Origin of the sequence: Streptomyces sp. NPDC059895, from assembly GCF_042731035.1 — a bacterium.
Lineage (GTDB): Bacteria > Actinomycetota > Actinomycetes > Streptomycetales > Streptomycetaceae > Streptomyces.
This window is the reverse complement of record NZ_JBHWKO010000001.1, coordinates 343,577-361,180: the sequence shown is the minus strand read 5'-3', so window position 1 is coordinate 361,180 and position 17,604 is coordinate 343,577. Positions and strand designations below refer to the sequence as shown.

Annotated in this window: 11 protein-coding genes; 7 read left to right on the top strand and 4 right to left on the bottom strand. The window is 72.3% G+C overall.

Annotated elements, in window-relative coordinates; genetic code table 11:
• The gene (locus ACFV9M_RS01500; RefSeq protein WP_385069755.1) at positions 1–600 is read left to right on the top strand and encodes a TetR family transcriptional regulator; all 600 of its coding nucleotides are present in this window, start codon (positions 1–3) and stop codon (positions 598–600) included.
• A gap of 142 nt (positions 601–742) precedes the next feature.
• Here the strand turns inward: ACFV9M_RS01500 and ACFV9M_RS01495 are convergent, their stop codons facing one another.
• Positions 743–2,188: an MFS transporter gene (locus tag ACFV9M_RS01495; RefSeq protein ID WP_385069757.1), complete on the bottom strand. Its 1,446-nt coding sequence runs from the start codon at positions 2,186–2,188 to the stop codon at positions 743–745.
• Positions 2,189–2,293: 105 nt separating this feature from the next.
• Here ACFV9M_RS01495 and dusB point away from each other — a divergent pair, with 105 nt between their 5' ends.
• Positions 2,294–3,436, top strand: a complete 1,143-nt coding sequence (dusB, locus tag ACFV9M_RS01490; RefSeq protein ID WP_385069758.1) for a tRNA dihydrouridine synthase DusB — start codon at positions 2,294–2,296, stop codon at positions 3,434–3,436.
• A gap of 76 nt (positions 3,437–3,512) precedes the next feature.
• Here dusB and ACFV9M_RS01485 read toward each other — a convergent pair whose 3' ends face one another.
• The 3 genes from ACFV9M_RS01485 to ACFV9M_RS01475 all read right to left on the bottom strand — a co-directional run bounded on the left by ACFV9M_RS01485 (position 3,513) and on the right by ACFV9M_RS01475 (position 9,142).
• Positions 3,513–5,348, bottom strand: a complete 1,836-nt coding sequence (locus ACFV9M_RS01485) for a CDP-alcohol phosphatidyltransferase (protein WP_385069760.1) — start codon at positions 5,346–5,348, stop codon at positions 3,513–3,515.
• Positions 5,349–5,528: 180 nt separating this feature from the next.
• Entirely contained in the window at positions 5,529–7,466 is a 1,938-nt protein-coding gene (locus tag ACFV9M_RS01480) for a glycogen debranching N-terminal domain-containing protein (protein ID WP_385069762.1), read from the bottom strand.
• The gene (locus tag ACFV9M_RS01475; protein WP_385102304.1) at positions 7,463–9,142 is read right to left on the bottom strand and encodes a hypothetical protein; all 1,680 of its coding nucleotides are present in this window, start codon (positions 9,140–9,142) and stop codon (positions 7,463–7,465) included. Before ACFV9M_RS01475 ends, ACFV9M_RS01480 begins: the two co-directional genes overlap by 4 nt.
• A gap of 131 nt (positions 9,143–9,273) precedes the next feature.
• On the opposite strand from ACFV9M_RS01475, the gene ACFV9M_RS01470 reads away from it, so the two are divergent.
• The 5 genes from ACFV9M_RS01470 (at position 9,274) to ACFV9M_RS01450 (ending at position 17,553) form a co-directional block, all read left to right on the top strand.
• On the top strand, positions 9,274–10,494 hold the full coding sequence (locus tag ACFV9M_RS01470) for an ROK family protein (protein ID WP_385069765.1): 1,221 nt from the start codon (positions 9,274–9,276) through the stop codon (positions 10,492–10,494).
• 568 nt (positions 10,495–11,062) lie between these two features.
• The gene (gene ppdK, locus ACFV9M_RS01465; RefSeq protein WP_385069767.1) at positions 11,063–13,810 is read left to right on the top strand and encodes a pyruvate, phosphate dikinase; all 2,748 of its coding nucleotides are present in this window, start codon (positions 11,063–11,065) and stop codon (positions 13,808–13,810) included.
• 270 nt (positions 13,811–14,080) lie between these two features.
• Entirely contained in the window at positions 14,081–14,506 is a 426-nt protein-coding gene (locus ACFV9M_RS01460) for a hypothetical protein (protein ID WP_385069768.1), read from the top strand.
• A 63-nt stretch (positions 14,507–14,569) separates the two neighbouring features.
• Positions 14,570–15,256: an ABC transporter ATP-binding protein gene (locus tag ACFV9M_RS01455; RefSeq protein ID WP_385069818.1), complete on the top strand. Its 687-nt coding sequence runs from the start codon at positions 14,570–14,572 to the stop codon at positions 15,254–15,256.
• Entirely contained in the window at positions 15,253–17,553 is a 2,301-nt protein-coding gene (locus ACFV9M_RS01450) for an FtsX-like permease family protein (protein WP_385069770.1), read from the top strand. Before ACFV9M_RS01455 ends, ACFV9M_RS01450 begins: the two co-directional genes overlap by 4 nt.
• Positions 17,554–17,604: the final 51 nt, after the last annotated feature.

Below are 17,604 nucleotides of genomic sequence, written 5' to 3'. Positions count from 1 at the left end.
ATGGCACCGACCAGCGAGATCCTGACCGCCGAGCGCATCCTCGAAGCGACGGAGGAGGTGCTGCGCCGCCACGGCCCGGCCAAGGCGACCGTGGTCGACGTGGCCCGCGCGCTCGGCGTCAGCCACGGCAGTGTCTACCGGCACTTCCCCACGAAGGCGGCGCTGCGCGAGGCGGTCACCAAGCGCTGGCTGGACCGCACCTCGCAGGCGCTCGCCGGCATCGCGTCCGACGAGGACCGCGACGCGGAGAGCCGGTTGCGCGGCTGGCTCGCGGCCCTGTTCGAGGCCAAGCGCCGCAAGGCCGGCGACGACCCCGAGCTGTTCGCCACCTACAAGGTGCTCGCCGGCGAGAGCGGGACGGCGGTCGGGGAGCACGTCACCGACCTGATCGGCCAGCTGACCCGGATCGTCGAGGCCGGCGTGGCGGCGGGCGCCTTCACCGTCGACGACCCGGCGGCCACGGCCCGCGCGGTCTTCCACGCCACGGGCCGCTTCCACGACCCGGGCTACACCCGCGAGTGGGAGCAGCCGGAGATCGGGGCGGACTTCGAGGCCGTCGTGGAGCTGGTGCTGCGGGGGATACGGGCCGAGCGCCGGTGACCGGGGGTGCCGCCCCCCGTGCGCCACGGCGGTGAAGGGCTCACGCCCAGCGAAGGCTCACGCCTGGCGAATGCTCACGCCGAGCGAAGGCTCACGCCTGGCGAAGGCTCACGCCCAGCGAAGGCTCACGCCGGGTGAGGGCTCACGCCCCCACGCCCGCCGCCTCCCGCACTTCCTCCGACTCCAGCCGCTCCGCCGTCCGCTCGGCCGTCCGCCGGGCCCACCGCCCGCTGCTGACCGCGCCCAGTACCAGCACCGCGAAACCGCACCCGGCGAGGATCCACCAGCCGGGCACGGCGGCGGAGACGAAGGTGTCGCGGTAGGACGAGGAGCCGATGCCCGCGGCCAGGACGGCGCCCACCACGGCGACCCCGAGCGTCTGCCCCAGCTGCCGGCTGGTGGAGGCGACGGCCGCCGCGACGCCGGCCTGGGTGCGGGGCATCCCCGACACCGCCGTGTTGGTGATCGGCGCGTTCACGAAACCGAAGCCGATGCCGAAGAGCACGTACCCGAGGAAGAGGGTGACGTTCGAGGTCTCCGCGTCGAAGGCGGCGAACAGGACCCCGCTCAGGGTCATCGCGAACCCGGCGACCAGCAGCGGCACCCGCGGCCCCCTGCTCCCTACGAGCCGTCCGGACAGGGGTGCGCACAGGAACGTCGGGACGGCCATCGGCAGCATCCACAGTCCCGCGTGCAGGGCGTCCAGACCTCGTACGTTCTGCAGGTACAGCGTGGACAGGAACAGGAACCCGCCGAGCGCGGCGAACGCGCTCATCGCGATCACGGTGGCCCCGCTGAACGGCGCCGACCGGAAGAACCGCAGGTCGATGAGGGGCTCGGCGCGGCGCGGCTCGTACCGCAGCAGGCCCAGCAGCGCGGCCAGTGCCACCACCGCGAACGGCACGCTCACCGCGGCCCCGGCCTCCGGCGCCTCGATGATCGCGTACGTCAGGGAGCCGAAGAGCACGATGACCAGCAGCTGGCCGACCGGGTCGGGGCGGCGGGCCTTGGGCGCGCGGGACTCGGGGACGTAGCGCAGGGTCAGCAGGAGGGCCGCGAGCCCGACGGGCAGGTTGATCCAGAAGATGGAGCGCCAGCCCACCGACTCCACCAGCAGCCCGCCCACCAGCGGGCCGGCGGCCATGGAGATGCCGACCACCGCGCCCCACGCGCCGATGGCGCGGGCGCGCTCGCGCGGGTCGGTGAAGGTGTTGGTGATGATCGACATGGCCACGGGGTTGAGCATCGAACCGCCGACCGCCTGCACCGCGCGGGCCGCGATCAGCAGCTCCAGGTTCGGCGCGAGGGAGCAGAGCAGCGAGCCCAGCGAGAACACGACGAGCCCGGCCAGGAAGACCTTCCGGCGGCCGATGCGGTCGGCGGTGGAGCCCGCGAGCATCAGCAGCGCGGCCAGAACGAGCGTGTAGGCGTCGATCGTCCACTGGAGGCCGGCCGTGGAGGCGTGCAGGTCGCGCTGCATGGCGGGCAGGGCGACATTGAGGACGGTGTTGTCGAGGCTCACGATCAGCAGGCTCATGCAGCAGACCGCGAGCACGAGCAGACGTCGGCGATGGCTGAGCTCGGGCATGGCTCCCATCGTACGCCCGCTTCGATAGTGCGGCTAACTAATGACTGTTGCATGATCATGGCGGGTGTACGCCGGGCACCGGCCGGCGTGCGGGAGAATGGGGGAATGCCCACGACCGCCTCGCCCGTGCAGATCGGCCCGCACACCGTCCGGCCGCCCGTCGTCCTCGCCCCCATGGCCGGGATCACCAACGCGCCCTTCCGCACCCTGTGCCGGGAGTTCAGTGGCGGCAAGGGCCTGTTCGTGAGCGAGATGATCACCACCCGGGCGCTGGTCGAGCGCAACGAGAAGACCATGCAGCTGATCCACTTCGACGCGACGGAGAAGCCGCGCTCGATCCAGCTGTACGGCGTCGACCCGGCGACCGTCGGCAAGGCCGTCCGCATGATCGCCGAGGAGGACCTCGCCGACCACATCGACCTGAACTTCGGCTGCCCGGTCCCCAAGGTGACCCGCAAGGGCGGCGGATCCGCGCTCCCGTACAAGCGCAACCTGCTCCGCGCCATCCTGCGCGAGGCCGTCGCCGGCGCCGGGGACCTCCCCGTCACCATGAAGATGCGCAAGGGCATCGACGACGACCACATCACGTACCTCGACGCGGGCCGGATCGCCGTCGAGGAGGGCGTGACCGCCATCGCCCTGCACGGCCGCACCGCCGCCCAGCACTACGGCGGCACCGCCGACTGGGACGCCATCGCCCGGCTGAAGGAGCACGTGCCGGAGATCCCCGTCCTCGGCAACGGTGACATCTGGTCGGCCGAGGACGCCCTGCGGATGGTCCGGACGACCGGCTGCGACGGTGTCGTCGTCGGACGCGGCTGCCTGGGGCGGCCCTGGCTGTTCGCCGATCTGGTCGCCGCGTTCGAGGGGCGCCGGGACGACATCGCGCGGCCCTCCCTCCGCGAGGTCGCCGACGTCATGGTCCGGCACGCCGGCCTCCTCGGCGAGTGGAGCGGCGACGAGTCGAAGGGCGTCGTCGACTTCCGCAAGCACGTCGCCTGGTACCTGAAGGGCTTCGCGGTCGGCTCGGAGATGCGCAAGCGGCTCGCGATCACCTCCTCCCTGGAGGAACTGCGCGCCGGACTCGACGAACTGGACCTCGACCAGCCCTGGCCCGCCGGCGCCGACGGGCCCCGCGGCCGTACCTCCGGCAACAACCGGGTGGTGCTGCCGGACGGCTGGCTGAAGGACCCGTACGACTGCGCGGGCGTGGGCGAGGACGCGGAGCTGGACACCTCCGGCGGCTGACCGGCCGGGACCGGCCGCGTCGGCAGTTGGGTCGGCCCGCCGCCGCGGGCCGACCGGACTGCTCCAGGGCGCCGGGTCAGCCCGCGCCGGGGTGCGGGGTCGAGCCGTACGCCAGCAGGAAGCGGTCGCGGAAGGAGCTCATCTTCCACACCGGGGCGTCCTGCGCGGGCTTCAGCCCCTCCGTCCACCCCCAGTCGGCGATTCTGTCGAGGACCTCCGGGTCCTTGGCGACGATCGAGACCGGCACGTCCCGGCCGGCGTCGTTGCCGCTGACGCGGGCGATGGGCTGGTGGTCGCCGAGGAAGACCAGGACGGTGTCGTCGGTGCCGTAGCGCTCCAGCCACTGGGTGAGGGCGGTCACCGAGTACTCGATCGACCTGCCGTACTCCCGGCGGGACGCGGCGGAGTCGTCGATGACGTCGGCCGCGTCCTTCCCGGCCTTCCGGATGCCCTCGAACACCGAGCCGTCGCCCAGTTCGTCCCAGCCGACCATCTCCGGGAGCGGCGCCCAGGGCTGGTGACTGGAGGTCAGGATGATCTCCGCCATCAGCGGCCGGTCGCGGTCCCTGCCGTGCTCCAGCCGCTGGAACGCCTCCAGCGCGTACTGGTCGGGCATCGTCGACCAGCTGAACTTCGGCCCCCGGTAGCCCAGCCGGAAGGCGTCGTAGACCGTGTCGAGGCCGTAGAACTCCGCCTCCGGCCAGCCCTTCTGCACACCCGGCATGATGCCGACGGTGTCCCAGGCGCCGGTCTTCTGGAAGGCTTTGGTGAGGCTGAGGTGGTCGCTGGCCATGACGGTGCGGTAGCGCTGCTGGGTGTCGACCCACAGACCCGACAGCGTGGTGGAGTGGCCGAGCCAGCTGCTGCCGCCGAAGGTCGCCGAGGTCAGCCAGCCGCTCCGCGCCTGGAAGCCGGCCTTCGCCAGGGCCTTGCCGCTCGCGTCGAGGGCGCTGTCCACGCCCGGCGCCGTGACCGGGTTCTCGATCGCGACGCGGCCGTAGCTCTCGACGAAGGTGAAGATCACGTCCTTGCCGCGCAGACCGGGCACTAGCTGCGCGGGCGGGGTGCCGCCGAAGGTGTCGGTGCGGGCCTCCGCGGCGAACGCGGCCTCGTCCCGCAGGGTGTCCCGCACCCGCTTCGCCTCGGAGGTGAGCGTGTCCGCGACACCGGCGGAGGCGACCGGCAGCCCGGCGTACTGGAGGCCCAGGACGGAACACGTGATCCAGACGGTGCCGGAGACCAGCGTGGCCCGGGTCGCCCGCTGCGGGTCGCGCGCCAGCAGACCGGCCAGCCGGACCGTCGCCAGCGCCAGGACCGCGCACACCAGCACGACGAGGAGGAACACCCCGGCCGTGGCGGCGAGCGCCGTCGCACGGCCCATGGAGTCGGCGACGTACGACTGGGCGTCGTCGAGCAGTTCCCAGTCCAGGACGAGGTTGAAGTCCCGGCCCAGGTACTCCACGAAACCCATGTCGAGCAGGTTCAGCACGGTCAGCGCCCCGAGGAACACCCCGGTCAGCGCCGCCACGGCGACCCGCGGCCGGCGGGGCAGCGCCAGCAGCACCGCCGCCCCCACGATGACCTCCGCGGGCAGCCGCACGAACCGGTCGGGGCGGACCGCGAAGACCCGGTTCGGCAGCAGCACGGCCCCGAGCACGAGCACGACGGACAGCACGGTCGCCGTCCACCACACGATCCGGGCGGCCCGCGGGTGACGGGCGCGCCAGGCACGCCAGTGCGCGACCCGGTCCCGGAAGGACGAGCGCGGCCCGCGCTCCGGCCCCACGGCCGCCTCTCCGCCCTCCCCGGAGGGGTCCCCGGCCTCCCCGGCCTCCTCGGGGTTCCCGGCGGTCCCGGCGGCTCCGGGTTCCCGCAGGCCGGGCAGCTGACGAGAGCGAGTGAAGACGGGCACCCGAAGGTCCTTCCGTACGAAGCCGGGGGGCGGAGCGGCGGATCCGGGGTGGGGACCGGATCCGCCACCGTTGCGTACGGCCTGCCCGCCGCCGGTGTTCACCCCGCCGGGCCCGCGGTCGGCAAACACCCGGCAAACACCCGGCCGAGCCCTCCGTCCCCGGCCCGGCCGGCTACCCCCTCACGCCCCGCCCACCGCCGTGAGCAGCGCCAACGGCGCCGCCGCCGAGCGGGACTCCCGGACGCACGCGTGCGGGTAGGGCACCGGCTCGGCGTGCGTGTCCCGGCCGTAGCCGGCGAGGACCTCCGGCAGCCGGTGGCCCGTCACGGTCGCCGCGTCGACCAGGGCGTGGGCGACCGTACGGGCCTCGTCGTGCAGGCCGTAGCGGGCCAGACCGAGCGTGATCAGCGCGTTGTCGTGCGGCCAGACCGAACCCCGGTGGTACGACAGCGGGTGGTACGCCGGCTGCCCCGCCGCCAGCGTGCGCACGCCCCAGCCGGAGAAGAAGTCGGGTTCGAGCAGGCGCCGGCCGACGACCTCCCCGTACTCCTTGTCCAACAGCCCGGACCACAGCAGATGCCCGGCGTCGGAGGCGAGCGCGTCGACCTGCCGGCCCCGGCCGTCCAGCGCGAGCGCCGGGAAGGAGCGGTCCCGCATCCAGAAGTCCCGCTGGAAGCGGTCGCGCAGATCGGCGGCGGCCTGCTCCAGCAGCGCGGCGTACGTCTCGTCCTGCCACACCGTGCGCGCCACCCACGCCGTACGGCGCAGCGCGTCGTACGCGTACCCCTGGGCCCCCGCCGCCGTCACCGGGCCGCTCGGGCGGGTGCCGTCGGCGGAGCAGATCGAGCCCGGGGAGTCCTTCCAGTTCTGGTTGGCGAGGCCGCCCTGGTCGGCGCGGTAGACCAGGTAGCCGCGCGAGGTGAGCCCGCCGTGGTCGAGCATCCAGCCGACGGCCGCGCGGGCGTGCGGCTCGAGGCGGCGGGCGAGGGCCGCGTCGCCGGTCCGCTCGACGTACGCGCCGAGCAGCACGAGGAAGAGCGGGGTGGCGTCGACCGAGCCGTAGTAGCGGCCGTAGGGGACCTGCCGGAAGTGGGCGAGTTCGCCGTGCCGCACCTCGTGGACGATCTTGCCGGGCTGGGCGACCGACTCCGGGCCGATCTCGGTGGCCTGGGTCGCGGCGAGCGCCGGGAGCGTGGCGGCGGCCAGGTGGGGGCGGTAGGGGAGGGCGAAGAGGGACGTGAGCAGGGCGTCGCGGCCCAGCAGCGTCAGGAACCAGGGGGCGCCCGCCGCCGGGACGCGCAGTTCCTCCCCGTCCGGGCCGGTCGCCGGCACCTGGAGGGCGGCCAGGTCCGCGAGGCCGCGCGCGCACGCGGCGGCCAGCTCGGGCCAGCCGGTCGGGAAGGCGACCCCTTCCACGAACTCGCCCTCCTGCGCAAGAAGCTTTTCGGTCAACGATGCCGGGGAGCTGGGGACGCGCAGGGCCCGCTTCTCGCCGTGCGGCCGCGCCATCACCCGGAGGGTCAGTTCGGCCGTGCCGTGCGGCTCCAGCTCCAGCGCCCACACCAGCCGGCGGGCACCGGTGCCGGTCTCCTCGACACCGTCCGGGCCCGGCTCGGCGGTCACCGTCGTGACGGACCGCCACTCCCCGCGCCGGTAGGTGAACTCCACGCCGTGGTCCAGCACCTCGCGGCGGCGGACGGCGCCGGTCTTGGCGTAGGTGCGGTGGTCGGAGCGGAGTTCGAACTGGTCGGTGAAGTCGGCGTCGACGGTCAGCGCCAGCCGGACCGTCAGCGGCGCCGGGCGGTTGCTGACGACCCGCAGCAGCTCCACGAACGAGCTGTCCCCGACCGCCTGTTCGCGGAAGAGCGTGCACGAGGGCGGCTCGGTACGGCCGCCGCGCGGGACGAGCACGCAGCGCGCGGTGTCCCCGTCGGCGACGGGTGAGAGCACCTCCGGCACGGCCCCGTCGACCGTGAGCTGCCAGCGGCTGAGGTGCCGTGCGTCCCTGACGAACAACCCGTCGGGAGAGCCGGCGCTCCGAACGCCGCTGATGTCCCCGCGGTCACCGACGGCGGCGAACGTCCCGCCGTGCACGAGCAGATGATGCCGGTCCGTCATCCCCGGTCCCCTCCCTTGAGTGCGGTGTCGTCCGAGTGGTGCGGGTCGTGCCGGTCGTGCGGGTGGTGCGGGTGGTGCTGATCGTGCGGGTGGTGGATGTGGTGCGGGTGGTGCGAGTTGGGCTGGTGGTGCCGGCCGTGCGTCGCGTGGGAACCGACGGAGCCTTCCGAGCCGCCGCCGAGGCCGTGCGGGGCGTCCGTGTCGTGCAGCAGGTCGAGGGCGAGGGCCGCGGTCCAGCTGAAGCCGGTCGCCCCGCAGGCCTCGCCGGTGTACGGGTCGACGTACTCGGCGAAGTCCGACGCGCCCGCGACGTCCAGCACGGCCTCGCGCAGCGCGTCCGCGTGAGCCAGCTCGCCGTGCGCCCTCAGACCCCGCTCCAGCAGCCAGTTCGTGTTGAACCAGGCCGGTCCGCGCCAGTAGCGGTGCGGGTCGAAGGCCTCGCCGAGCAGGTCGTAACTGGGGGCGAGGCGGGTGCTGGTGCCCAGCCCGAAGCGCGGGCCGCGCAGTGTGCCCACGAGAGCGGCGGCGACCTCGCGCGGCAGGCCCGGCAGCAGCAGCGGCACCAGGCCGGAGACCCCGCGCTCCCGGATCAGCCCCCCGCCGCGCAGGTCCCGGCAGAGGAACATGCCCTCCGCCGGATCCCACAGCCGGTCCACGAGCGCCGCCGTCAGCCGCTCCGCGCGCGCGTGCCGGGCCGTTCCGGTGGCGCCCAGCTCCCGCGCGACACGGGCGAGCGCGTACTCGGAAGCGATGAGCAGGGCGTTGAACGACGGATCCTCCACGGCGAAACCACCGCCACCACCGCCGTTCCCCCCACCCGGCCCGACACCGTTCCCCCCACCCGGCCCGGCACCGTTCCCCCCACCCGGCCCGGCACCGTTCCCCCCACCCGGCCCGGCACCGCTCCCCCCACCCAGCCCGTCCCGGTACCCGCCGTCCCGATAGTCCGTCGCCAGCCGCACATACCGCCCGTAGTCCAGATCCGTCGGCCGGTCCTCCGCGGCCCCGTGGTGCAGGTCGGCGCGGCGGAAGGAGCGGGCCGGGGCGGGGGTGATCCGGGAGAGCGGGGCGTCCCAGGAGGGGGCGTTGTCCATGCCCTGCTCCCAGGGGTGCACGACCGACACCAGCCCGCCCCCGCCCAGGTCCCGCCGGTGCAGCAGATAGCGGTGCCAGGCGGCCAGCCGGGGGTACACCCGGGCCAGGAAACCGCGCGCCCGGGACAGACCCGGGTCGGCGCAGTGCACCAGCCAGGCCGCCAGCGCGTGCACCGGTGGCTGCACGATGCCCGAGGTCTGTACGGTGCGCGGGGCGCCCGCAGCGCGCCCCGCGGTCGAGGAGCGCCAGAAGTCGGGGCTCGGGAAGTACGCGTCGAGCGGCACGGAGGGGTTGAAGACGATGTGCGGGATCCGCCCGTCGCCCCACTGGGCGGCCAGCAGCGTCTCCAGCTCCGTCTGGGCCCGCCGCGGCGAGACGTGCCGCAGCCCGATCGCGATGAACGCCGAGTCCCAGGACCACTGGTGCGGGTACAGCCCGCGCGAGGGCACCGTCGACGCTCCGGTCCAGTTGCCCCGGAGGACCTCCACCGCCCGGACGTGCAGCGACCCGGCCGGAACGGCAAGGTCGTATACAGCGGCGGTTCCCGCGGGGCGGGCGATGAGCTGGGCGGTGCGATCCACTCGGGGCTCCCCGAAGAACGACGACGACGGCACAGTCGACCCGGTTCGGTAGTGGCTACCGTAGGGTTACGTCTATTTAACACGCAAAACCCAATATGTAATGCAAGCTTGGGAAACACAAGGGGGTGCGCATGACCGGACAGCCGGGACGGACCGGCAGAGGCGGCGGTCAGGCAGGCGCCGGAGATCTGCTCGCACTGGTACGCACCGGGCGGGCGACGACACGCGGCGCCCTCCAGCAGGCCACCGGCCTCTCCCGTGCGACCGTCGGCCAGCGCCTGGACCGTCTCTTCCGCGCGGGCTGGCTGCGCGAGGGCGCCGGCGGCCCGGTCGACTCCCCGCTGGGCGGCCGCCCCTCCATCACCCTCGAGTTCGACGACGCGCACGCCGTCGTCCTCGCCGCCGACCTGGACACCCGGCACGCGCGCGCGGCGGTGCTCTCCCTGACCGGCGACCTCCTCGCCGAGCACTCGGGCGTGCTGGCGGTCGAGGAGGGCCCGGACGTCGTCCTCGGCGAGCTGGGGCGCTGGTTCGCGGAGCTGCTGGAGAAGGCGGGCCACCGCGCGGACGAGGTCTGCGGCATCGGCATCGCCGTCCCCGGCCCGGTCGACAGCGAGGCCGGCCGGGTCGTCCAGCCGCCGATGATGCCCGGCTGGGACGGCTACGACCTACGCGGCCGCCTCGCCAGGGCGTTCACCGACCGCACGGGGGCGCCCCCGGTGCCGGTCCTCGTCGACAACGACGCCAACGTCATGGCGTACGGCGAACAGCGCACCGCCCACCCTGACTGCTCGGCGTTCGTACTGGTGAAGGTGTCGACGGGCATCGGCGCGGGGGTCGTGGTCGACGGCGCGATCTACCGGGGCGTGGACGGCGGGGCCGGCGACATCGGCCACATACGCGTCGGCACCGAGGCGCTGTGCCGCTGCGGCTCACGGGGCTGCCTCGCGGCCGTCGCGAGCGGTGGCGCGGTGGCCCGGCGGCTGGCGGAGAGCGGGGTCCCCGCGGCCTCCGGTTCGGACGTGCGCGATCTGCTCGCCGCCGGGCACCCGGAGGCGGCCGCGCTGGCCCGGGAGGCCGGACGGCAGGTGGGCGACGTGCTGGCGACCGTCGTGACGCTGCTCAACCCCGGGGTGCTGATGATCGCCGGTGACCTGGCCGGCACCCCCTTCGTCACGGGCGTGCGCGAACTGCTCTACCAGCGGGCGCTGCCGCGCTCCACCGCCCGGCTGGAGGTGGTGACCTCACGGCTGGGGGAGCGCGCGGGACTGGTGGGCGCCGGGGCGCTGGTCGTGGAGCACCTGTACGCGCCGGAGCGGGTGGAGGAACGCCTGCTGGCCCTGGGCGTCTGACAGCGCGGGCCCTGGGCGTCCGACAGTGCGGGCACGGGGCGTCCGACAGTGCGGGCCCTGGGCGTCCGACAGTGCGGGCACGGGGCGTCCGACAGCGCGGGCACGGGGCGTCCGACACCGCGGGCACGGGGCGTCCGACACCGCGCCGTGTCGTCCGTGTTTCCGTCCCGAACCGGCGTCCGCATGGTGAAACCGGGCCATCTGTGGAAGCGTGATTCTCGCCACCCTGGAGCCACCCATGATAGGGGTAGCGCTCAGATGAGCGGATCGCGCGCGACTGCACTTCTCCAAGGGGTGGCACTGAGTGCCACCCCTTGATCGTTCATCGATCGAAATCAAACGCGCGAAGACCCGCTCATCAGAGCGTAAAAGCGGGGTTGTGAGCCTGTCTGTGTTCAAGAAGTGAAAACATCGGCTGCTCAGCGCTTGCCCAGCCTTGACTTTCGATCCCGTGGCGGACGACGGGTTACAGGCGTATGACGCACAAGTAGACGTACCCAGGCGCCTTCGATCTGGGTATGTTCCTCGCCGTCAGGGCAGCCACCGCGTCCTCGAGGAGTCGAGACCCGTGTCGGAAAACAAAGATCCCCACGTAGCTCAGCCGGCAACGAGCGTTGACGGCGTGAAGTTCGTCTACGACTTCACCGAGGGCAACAAGGACCTCAAGGACCTCCTCGGTGGCAAGGGCGCCAACCTCGCCGAGATGACCAACCTGGGCCTGCCGGTTCCGCCCGGCTTCACCATCACCACCGAGGCCTGCAAGGTCTACCTCGACAGCGGCGAGGAGCCGGCGGCACTGCGTGACGAGGTGAGTGCGCACCTCGTCGCCCTCGAGGAGCGGATGGGCAAGAAGCTCGGCCAGGCCGACAACCCCCTGCTCGTCTCGGTCCGCTCCGGTGCCAAGTTCTCGATGCCCGGGATGATGGACACGGTCCTCAACATCGGCCTCTCCGACAAGTCGGTCCAGGGCCTGGCCGCCCAGGCCGGCGACGACCGCTTCGCCTGGGACTCCTACCGCCGCCTGATCCAGATGTTCGGCAAGACGGTCCTCGGCGTCGACGGCGAGCTCTTCGAGGAGGCCCTGGAGGCGGCGAAGGCGGCCAAGAAGGTCACGGTCGACACGGAACTGGAGGCCGCGGACCTCAAGAAGCTGGTCACCAGGTTCAAGAAGATCGTCAAGACCGAGGCCGGGCGGGACTTTCCCCAGGACCCGCGCGAGCAGATGGATCTCGCGATCAAGGCGGTCTTCGACTCGTGGAACGGCGACCGGGCGAAGCTGTACCGGCGGCAGGAGCGGATCCCGCACGACCTGGGCACGGCCGTGAACGTCTGTTCGATGGTCTTCGGCAACCTGGGACCGGACTCCGGCACCGGCGTCGCCTTCACCCGTGACCCCGCCTCGGGCCACCAGGGCGTCTACGGCGACTACCTCCAGAACGCCCAGGGCGAGGACGTCGTCGCCGGCATCCGCAACACCGTGCCCCTGGCCGAGCTGGAGCGGATCGACAAGAAGTCCTACGACCAGCTGCTCGGCATCATGGAGACGCTGGAGAACCACTACAAGGACCTCTGCGACATCGAGTTCACGATCGAGCGCGGTCAGCTGTGGATGCTCCAGACGCGCGTGGGCAAGCGGACGGCCGGCGCCGCCTTCCGCATCGCCACCCAGCTCGTCGACCAGGGCCTGATCGACGAGACCGAGGCCCTCCAGCGGGTCAACGGCGCGCAGCTCGCGCAGCTGATGTTCCCCCGCTTCGACGAGCACGCCAAGACCGAGCAGGTCGGCCGGGGCATCGCCGCCTCGCCGGGCGCGGCGGTCGGCAAGGCCGTCTTCGACTCGTACACGGCCGTCAAGTGGTCCCGCTCCGGTGAGAAGGTCATCCTCGTCCGCCGCGAGACCAACCCCGACGACCTGGACGGCATGATCGCCGCCGAGGGCATCCTGACCTCGCGCGGCGGCAAGACCTCCCACGCGGCGGTCGTGGCCCGCGGCATGGGCAAGACCTGCGTCTGCGGCGCCGAGGAGCTGGAGGTCGACACCAAGCGCCGCCGCATGACCGTCCCCGGCGGTCACGTGGTGGAAGAGGGCGACGTCATCTCCATCGACGGCTCCACCGGCAAGGTCTACCTCGGCGAGGTCCCCGTCGTCCCGTCCCCGGTCGTCGAGTACTTCGAGGGCCGCATGCACGCCGGCGCCGACGACGCCGACGAACTGGTCGAGGCCGTGCACCGCATCATGGCCTTCGCGGACCGCAAGCGCCGGCTGCGGGTCCGCGCGAACGCCGACAACGCCGAGGACGCGCTGCGCGCCCGCCGCTTCGGCGCCCAGGGCATCGGCCTGTGCCGCACCGAGCACATGTTCCTCGGCGACCGCCGCGAACTGGTCGAGCGCCTGATCCTCGCGGACACGGAGGCCGAGCGCGAGGAGTCCCTGAAGGAGCTGCTCCCGCTCCAGAAGCGGGACTTCGTGGAGCTCTTCGAGGCGATGGACGGCCTCCCGGTGACGATCCGTCTCCTCGACCCGCCGCTGCACGAGTTCCTCCCCGACATCACGGAACTCTCCGTCCGCGTCGCCCTCGCCGAGTCCCGCCAGGAGCCGCACGAGAACGAGCTGCGCCTGCTCCAGGCGGTCCACCGCCTGCACGAGCAGAACCCGATGCTCGGCCTGCGCGGCGTCCGGCTGGGCCTGGTCATCCCCGGCCTGTTCACCATGCAGGTCCGTGCCATCGCCGAGGCGGCGGCCGAGCGCCGCAACGCCAAGGGCGACCCGCGCGCCGAGATCATGATCCCGCTCGTCGGCACGGTCCAGGAGCTGGAGATCGTCCGCGAGGAGGCCGACCAGGTCGTCGCGGAGGTCGAGGCGGCGACGGGCGTGACCCTGAAGCTGTCGATCGGCACGATGATCGAGCTGCCGCGCGCCGCGCTGACCGCCGGTCAGATCGCCGAGGCCGCCGAGTTCTTCAGCTTCGGCACCAACGACCTCACCCAGACGGTCTGGGGCTTCAGCCGCGACGACGTGGAGGCCTCCTTCTTCACCGCGTACCTGGAGAAGGGCATCTTCGGCGTCTCCCCGTTCGAGACGATCGACAAGGACGGCGTGGGCTCCCTGGTGAAGTCCGCCGCCGAAGCGGGCCGCCGCACCCGCCCCGACCTCAAGCTCGGCGTCTGCGGCGAACACGGCGGCGACCCCGAGTCCGTCCACTTCTTCCACGAGGTCGGCCTCGACTACGTCTCCTGCTCCCCCTTCCGCATCCCGGTGGCCCGCCTGGAGGCGGGGCGCGCGGCGACGCAGTCGGAGGGCAGCGACCACCGCTGACCCGGGTCCGGCCCCGACCGACCCGACCCGACCCCGGAGCCGCCACGGTCCCCGACCCTCAGTACCGATCGGGGCGGCTCCGGCATGCAAGAGGAGGGCGACACCCTGTGCGGGGGTGTCGCCCTCTGTGCCGTTTCCGGGCGGTGGCTGGATATCGATCGCCTGATGTGATGGTGGGCCGCCGACTGAAGGTTTCTTCTTGTGATTGATCCATTACCTTCTGTGATCACCCGGGGATGATGGAGCATCCCGGTGACCGAGAGGTGAGGGATGAAGAAGGTCCTGGTGGGCGCGGCCGCGGCGGTGCTGTTCTGTACGGGCGTGGGGACGGCGGCTGCCGATGCGTGGCACCGTCTGCCCGACATGCGTCCGGACGGTGTGCTGTTCTTCGAGGGGCAGTACCAGTTCAATCCGCCGGAGCGGAACCACGGTGCCTTCGAGTGGAGGGGGAAGTTGCAGGACACCCTGCCGGACGACGGGCACAACGTGTACATGCAGGCGCGTGCCGAAGGACACGGCTGGTCGCGTTACAACGGCAAGCAGCGGCGCACGGTGTCCCTGCACCACTCCAACTGGGACGGCGCCCAGCGCTACACGGACAACGCGGAGATCCGGGCGTGCCGTGACCGTGGAAGCCTGCGGCCCGACAACTGTTCCCCGGTGGCAGAGCGCCACGGGCCGGAATGGGCGCGCTGACACTGTCTCGGACTCCGAGGCCCGGGCAGATGTCCGGGCCTCCGCTCGTCATAGGGGAAGAAGATCAATACGTCAGAAGTCCTGTCGGCCGAGGGTGTCGAGCTCTGCTACGGCGAGACGCGAGCCGTCAGGGATGCGCAATTGACGGTCCGCCGCGGCGAGATCGCGGCGATCACCGGGCAGAGTGGCTCCGGGAAGTCCTCGTTGCTGTACTGCCTGGCCGGGGTGTTGCCCGTGGCGCGGGGAGAGGTCCGCTTCGAGGGGCGCTCGCTCGCGGAGCTGGACGACGAGGAACTCAGCGCGCTGCGCCGGGAGCGGTTCGGGTTCGTGTTCCAGTACGGAGAGCTCCTGCCCGAGCTGACGGTCGAGGAGAACACGGCTCTGCCTCTGCGCCTGGCAGGCCGACGCAAAGCCGAGGCGCTGGCCGCCGCGGGTGAGGTTCTCGGGCGGCTCGGGCTGGCGGACCTGCGTCAGCGCCGGCCCTCGCAGGTCTCGGGCGGGCAGAGCCAACGTGTGGCCGTGGCCCGTGCGCTGGTCCACCGGCCGGCCGTGGTGTTCGCGGACGAGCCCACGGGATCGCTCGACAGCGCCAACGCCACCGCCGTGCTCGACGAGTTCCTGGCGCTGGCCCGGTCCCAGGGCACTGCTGTGGTCCTCGTCACCCACGATGCCGACGTGGCGGCTCGCGCGGACACGCACTACATCATGCGTGACGGTGCACTGGCCTGTCGGGCCAGGGAGGTGTCGTGAGGGAACTGCTACTGGGACTGCGCCTGTTGCTGGGCAGTGGCCGGGGCGGCCGGGCGCGGTTCCTGTTGATGACGCTCGGTGCCGCGGTCGGCGTGTGCTGCCTCGCCCTGGTTCTGGCCATTCCCGGCATCCTTGCCGCGCAGGACGCACGGCAGATGGCACGCGATCCGGACTGTGTGAAGGGCCGGACACTCTGTGCGTCCGGTGACCGAGCGGCCCTCGAGCTCATGCTCACGGATCCTTACGGTTCGCGCCCCTTGACCCGTGTCTTCCTCGCCAGGGGAACGGCTCCCACCGAACCTCCGCCGGGTCTCGACGTGTTCCCCGCCGCCGGCGAGGTCTTCGTGTCGCCTCGGCTGCACGAGATCCTCCGGGACGAACCGGGTGTCTCGCAGCTCGTCCCGGGCAGGGAAGCCGGACAGATCGCCGCCGCAGGACTGGCTCGCCCCGACGAGCTCTACGCCTACATCGGCGTCGAACGCAAGGACCTTCCGCAGGGCCACCGCATGTCGGGCTTCGGCAGAGACTACGTTCGGACGCCCACCGTGGAGGACTCGGCCCTCGACATCGTGCGCTTCACCCTCTCCGGAGTGGTCCTGCTCCCCCTCGCGGTCTTCCTGGCCGTGTGTGCCCGGCTCTCCGCCGCCGCACGGGACCGACGGTTGGCCGCACTGCGGCTGCTGGGGGTGAGCAGGAAGGGCGTCCAGCGAGTCAACGCCGCCGAGACCGTCGCGGCGGCGTTCCTCGGCGCCGTACTGGGCCTTGCCACGTACTGGCTCGTCAACCAGCTCGTCGCACGGGTCGGACTGCCCGGCTTCACCTGGTACCCGTCCGACGGATCGCTGTCCGCGTCCACCGCCGTCGTCTGTCTGGCCGGATGCCCTGCGCTGGCCTGGTTCGTGGGACGGCTCGGTGGCCGGCGAGCGGCTGACAATCCGCTGGCGGTACGGCGCGGCGCCGTCGCGAAGGCTCCGTCCAAGTGGGGGCTGCTTCCGCTGATCCCCGGGCTGGGCATCGTGACGGGATACTGCGTCGCCGGCGCGACGGGACACGCCCCGCGCGACACGAGCCTCTCGTCCGTCCTCATGCCGATCGCGGTCGTGCTGGTCGGCGTCGGGCTCGTCATGGTCCTGCCCCTGTTGTCGGGGGTGCTCGCACGGCGTGTCGCTCGGTCGGCCCGTTCGCTCTCCGTCGGGCTGGCCATGCGGCGCAACGAGGTGGAGCCCGGCGGTGCGTTCCGCGTGGCGACCGGCCTGGTCCTCCTGGTTTTCGGCGCCTCCCTGGTGCAGGGCGTGCTCATCGAGCTTGATCAGGTGACCAAGCACACCGCATCCACCCAGACGTACCGCGTCGAGCTGGACACCGTCACACAGGAGCAGCAGCGGGCCATGGAGGAGGTGCCGGCGGGCCGTGGGCATGTGCTCGACGCGAACTCATGGCGGGATCCGGCAGACACCAGGATCTGGTCTCCCGCCATTCAGGCAGTGGTGGCCACGTGTGATCAACTGCGTGACCTGTTGCCCCAGGTCGGCCGGTGCGTCGACGGGCGGCCCAGCCGGCTGGTGAACGCCGCCAATCCCTCCCTGGACGCGGAGGACAAGCCGGGATCCGTCTTCCCCTTCCATGTGCGCGACGAGAAGAAGCAACTCCGTGTGATCAACGTGAGAGTGCCACGGGAGACCGTCACCTACGACGACGACTCGGGTCTGTCGCCTCTCAGCAGCGGCCACGTACTTCTGCCTCCCGGCACACTGCCGGCCGGCTTCCGCCCTGAGGGCGCTGTCCTCGTCTTCGTCAGCAGCTCCGCTCCCGAGACGGTCCGCACCGTCCTGGACAGCATCGGCGGTATCAACCCGACCGCGAAGGTCTGGACCCCCGGCATCAACGTCGAGGCGTTGGAGCAGGTCGCCATCGTCAAGACCCTCCTGGCCGTCGGCATGGTCCTGGGCCTCGTCATCGGCGTGGCCGCCTACCTCGTCGCCGCGACCGACCGGGCCGTCGAGCGGCGCCCCCAGGTCACCGCGCTCGCACTGATCGGCGCGCGGCCCCGCACCCTGCGGGCCGTGCAGGTCACGCAGGTGGTGGTGCCGCTCGGCGTGGGACTCGTGCTGGCCCTGGTCGCGGGGAAGGCGGCCGAGTCGAGTTATCTCGTCACCGGCGGCGGGGACATCTTCTGGGACGGCGCCGGGGTGCCCCTGCTGGTGGCGTCCGCTCTGGGGGTCGTGCTCGTCGCCGCCCTCGGGTCGCTCCCGCTGGTCGGCCGCCGTATCGACCCGGAGTTGATCCGGCGGGACTGAGCGCACGAGGACGTGACAGAACGGGCGGCACCCTGGGGTCAGGGGGCCGCC

What these genes read in the sequence shown, in the direction of transcription:
- ACFV9M_RS01480 (WP_385069762.1), bottom strand. Translation starts at nt 7,466, where the DNA reads ATGACGGACCGGCATCATCTGCTCGTGCACGGCGGGACGTTCGCCGCC.
- ACFV9M_RS01495 (WP_385069757.1), bottom strand. Translation starts at nt 2,188, where the DNA reads ATGCCCGAGCTCAGCCATCGCCGACGTCTGCTCGTGCTCGCGGTCTGC.
- ACFV9M_RS01460 (WP_385069768.1), top strand. Translation starts at nt 14,081, where the DNA reads ATGAAGAAGGTCCTGGTGGGCGCGGCCGCGGCGGTGCTGTTCTGTACG.
- ACFV9M_RS01500 (WP_385069755.1), top strand. Translation starts at nt 1, where the DNA reads ATGGCACCGACCAGCGAGATCCTGACCGCCGAGCGCATCCTCGAAGCG.
- ACFV9M_RS01470 (WP_385069765.1), top strand. Translation starts at nt 9,274, where the DNA reads ATGACCGGACAGCCGGGACGGACCGGCAGAGGCGGCGGTCAGGCAGGC.
- dusB (WP_385069758.1), top strand. Translation starts at nt 2,294, where the DNA reads ATGCCCACGACCGCCTCGCCCGTGCAGATCGGCCCGCACACCGTCCGG.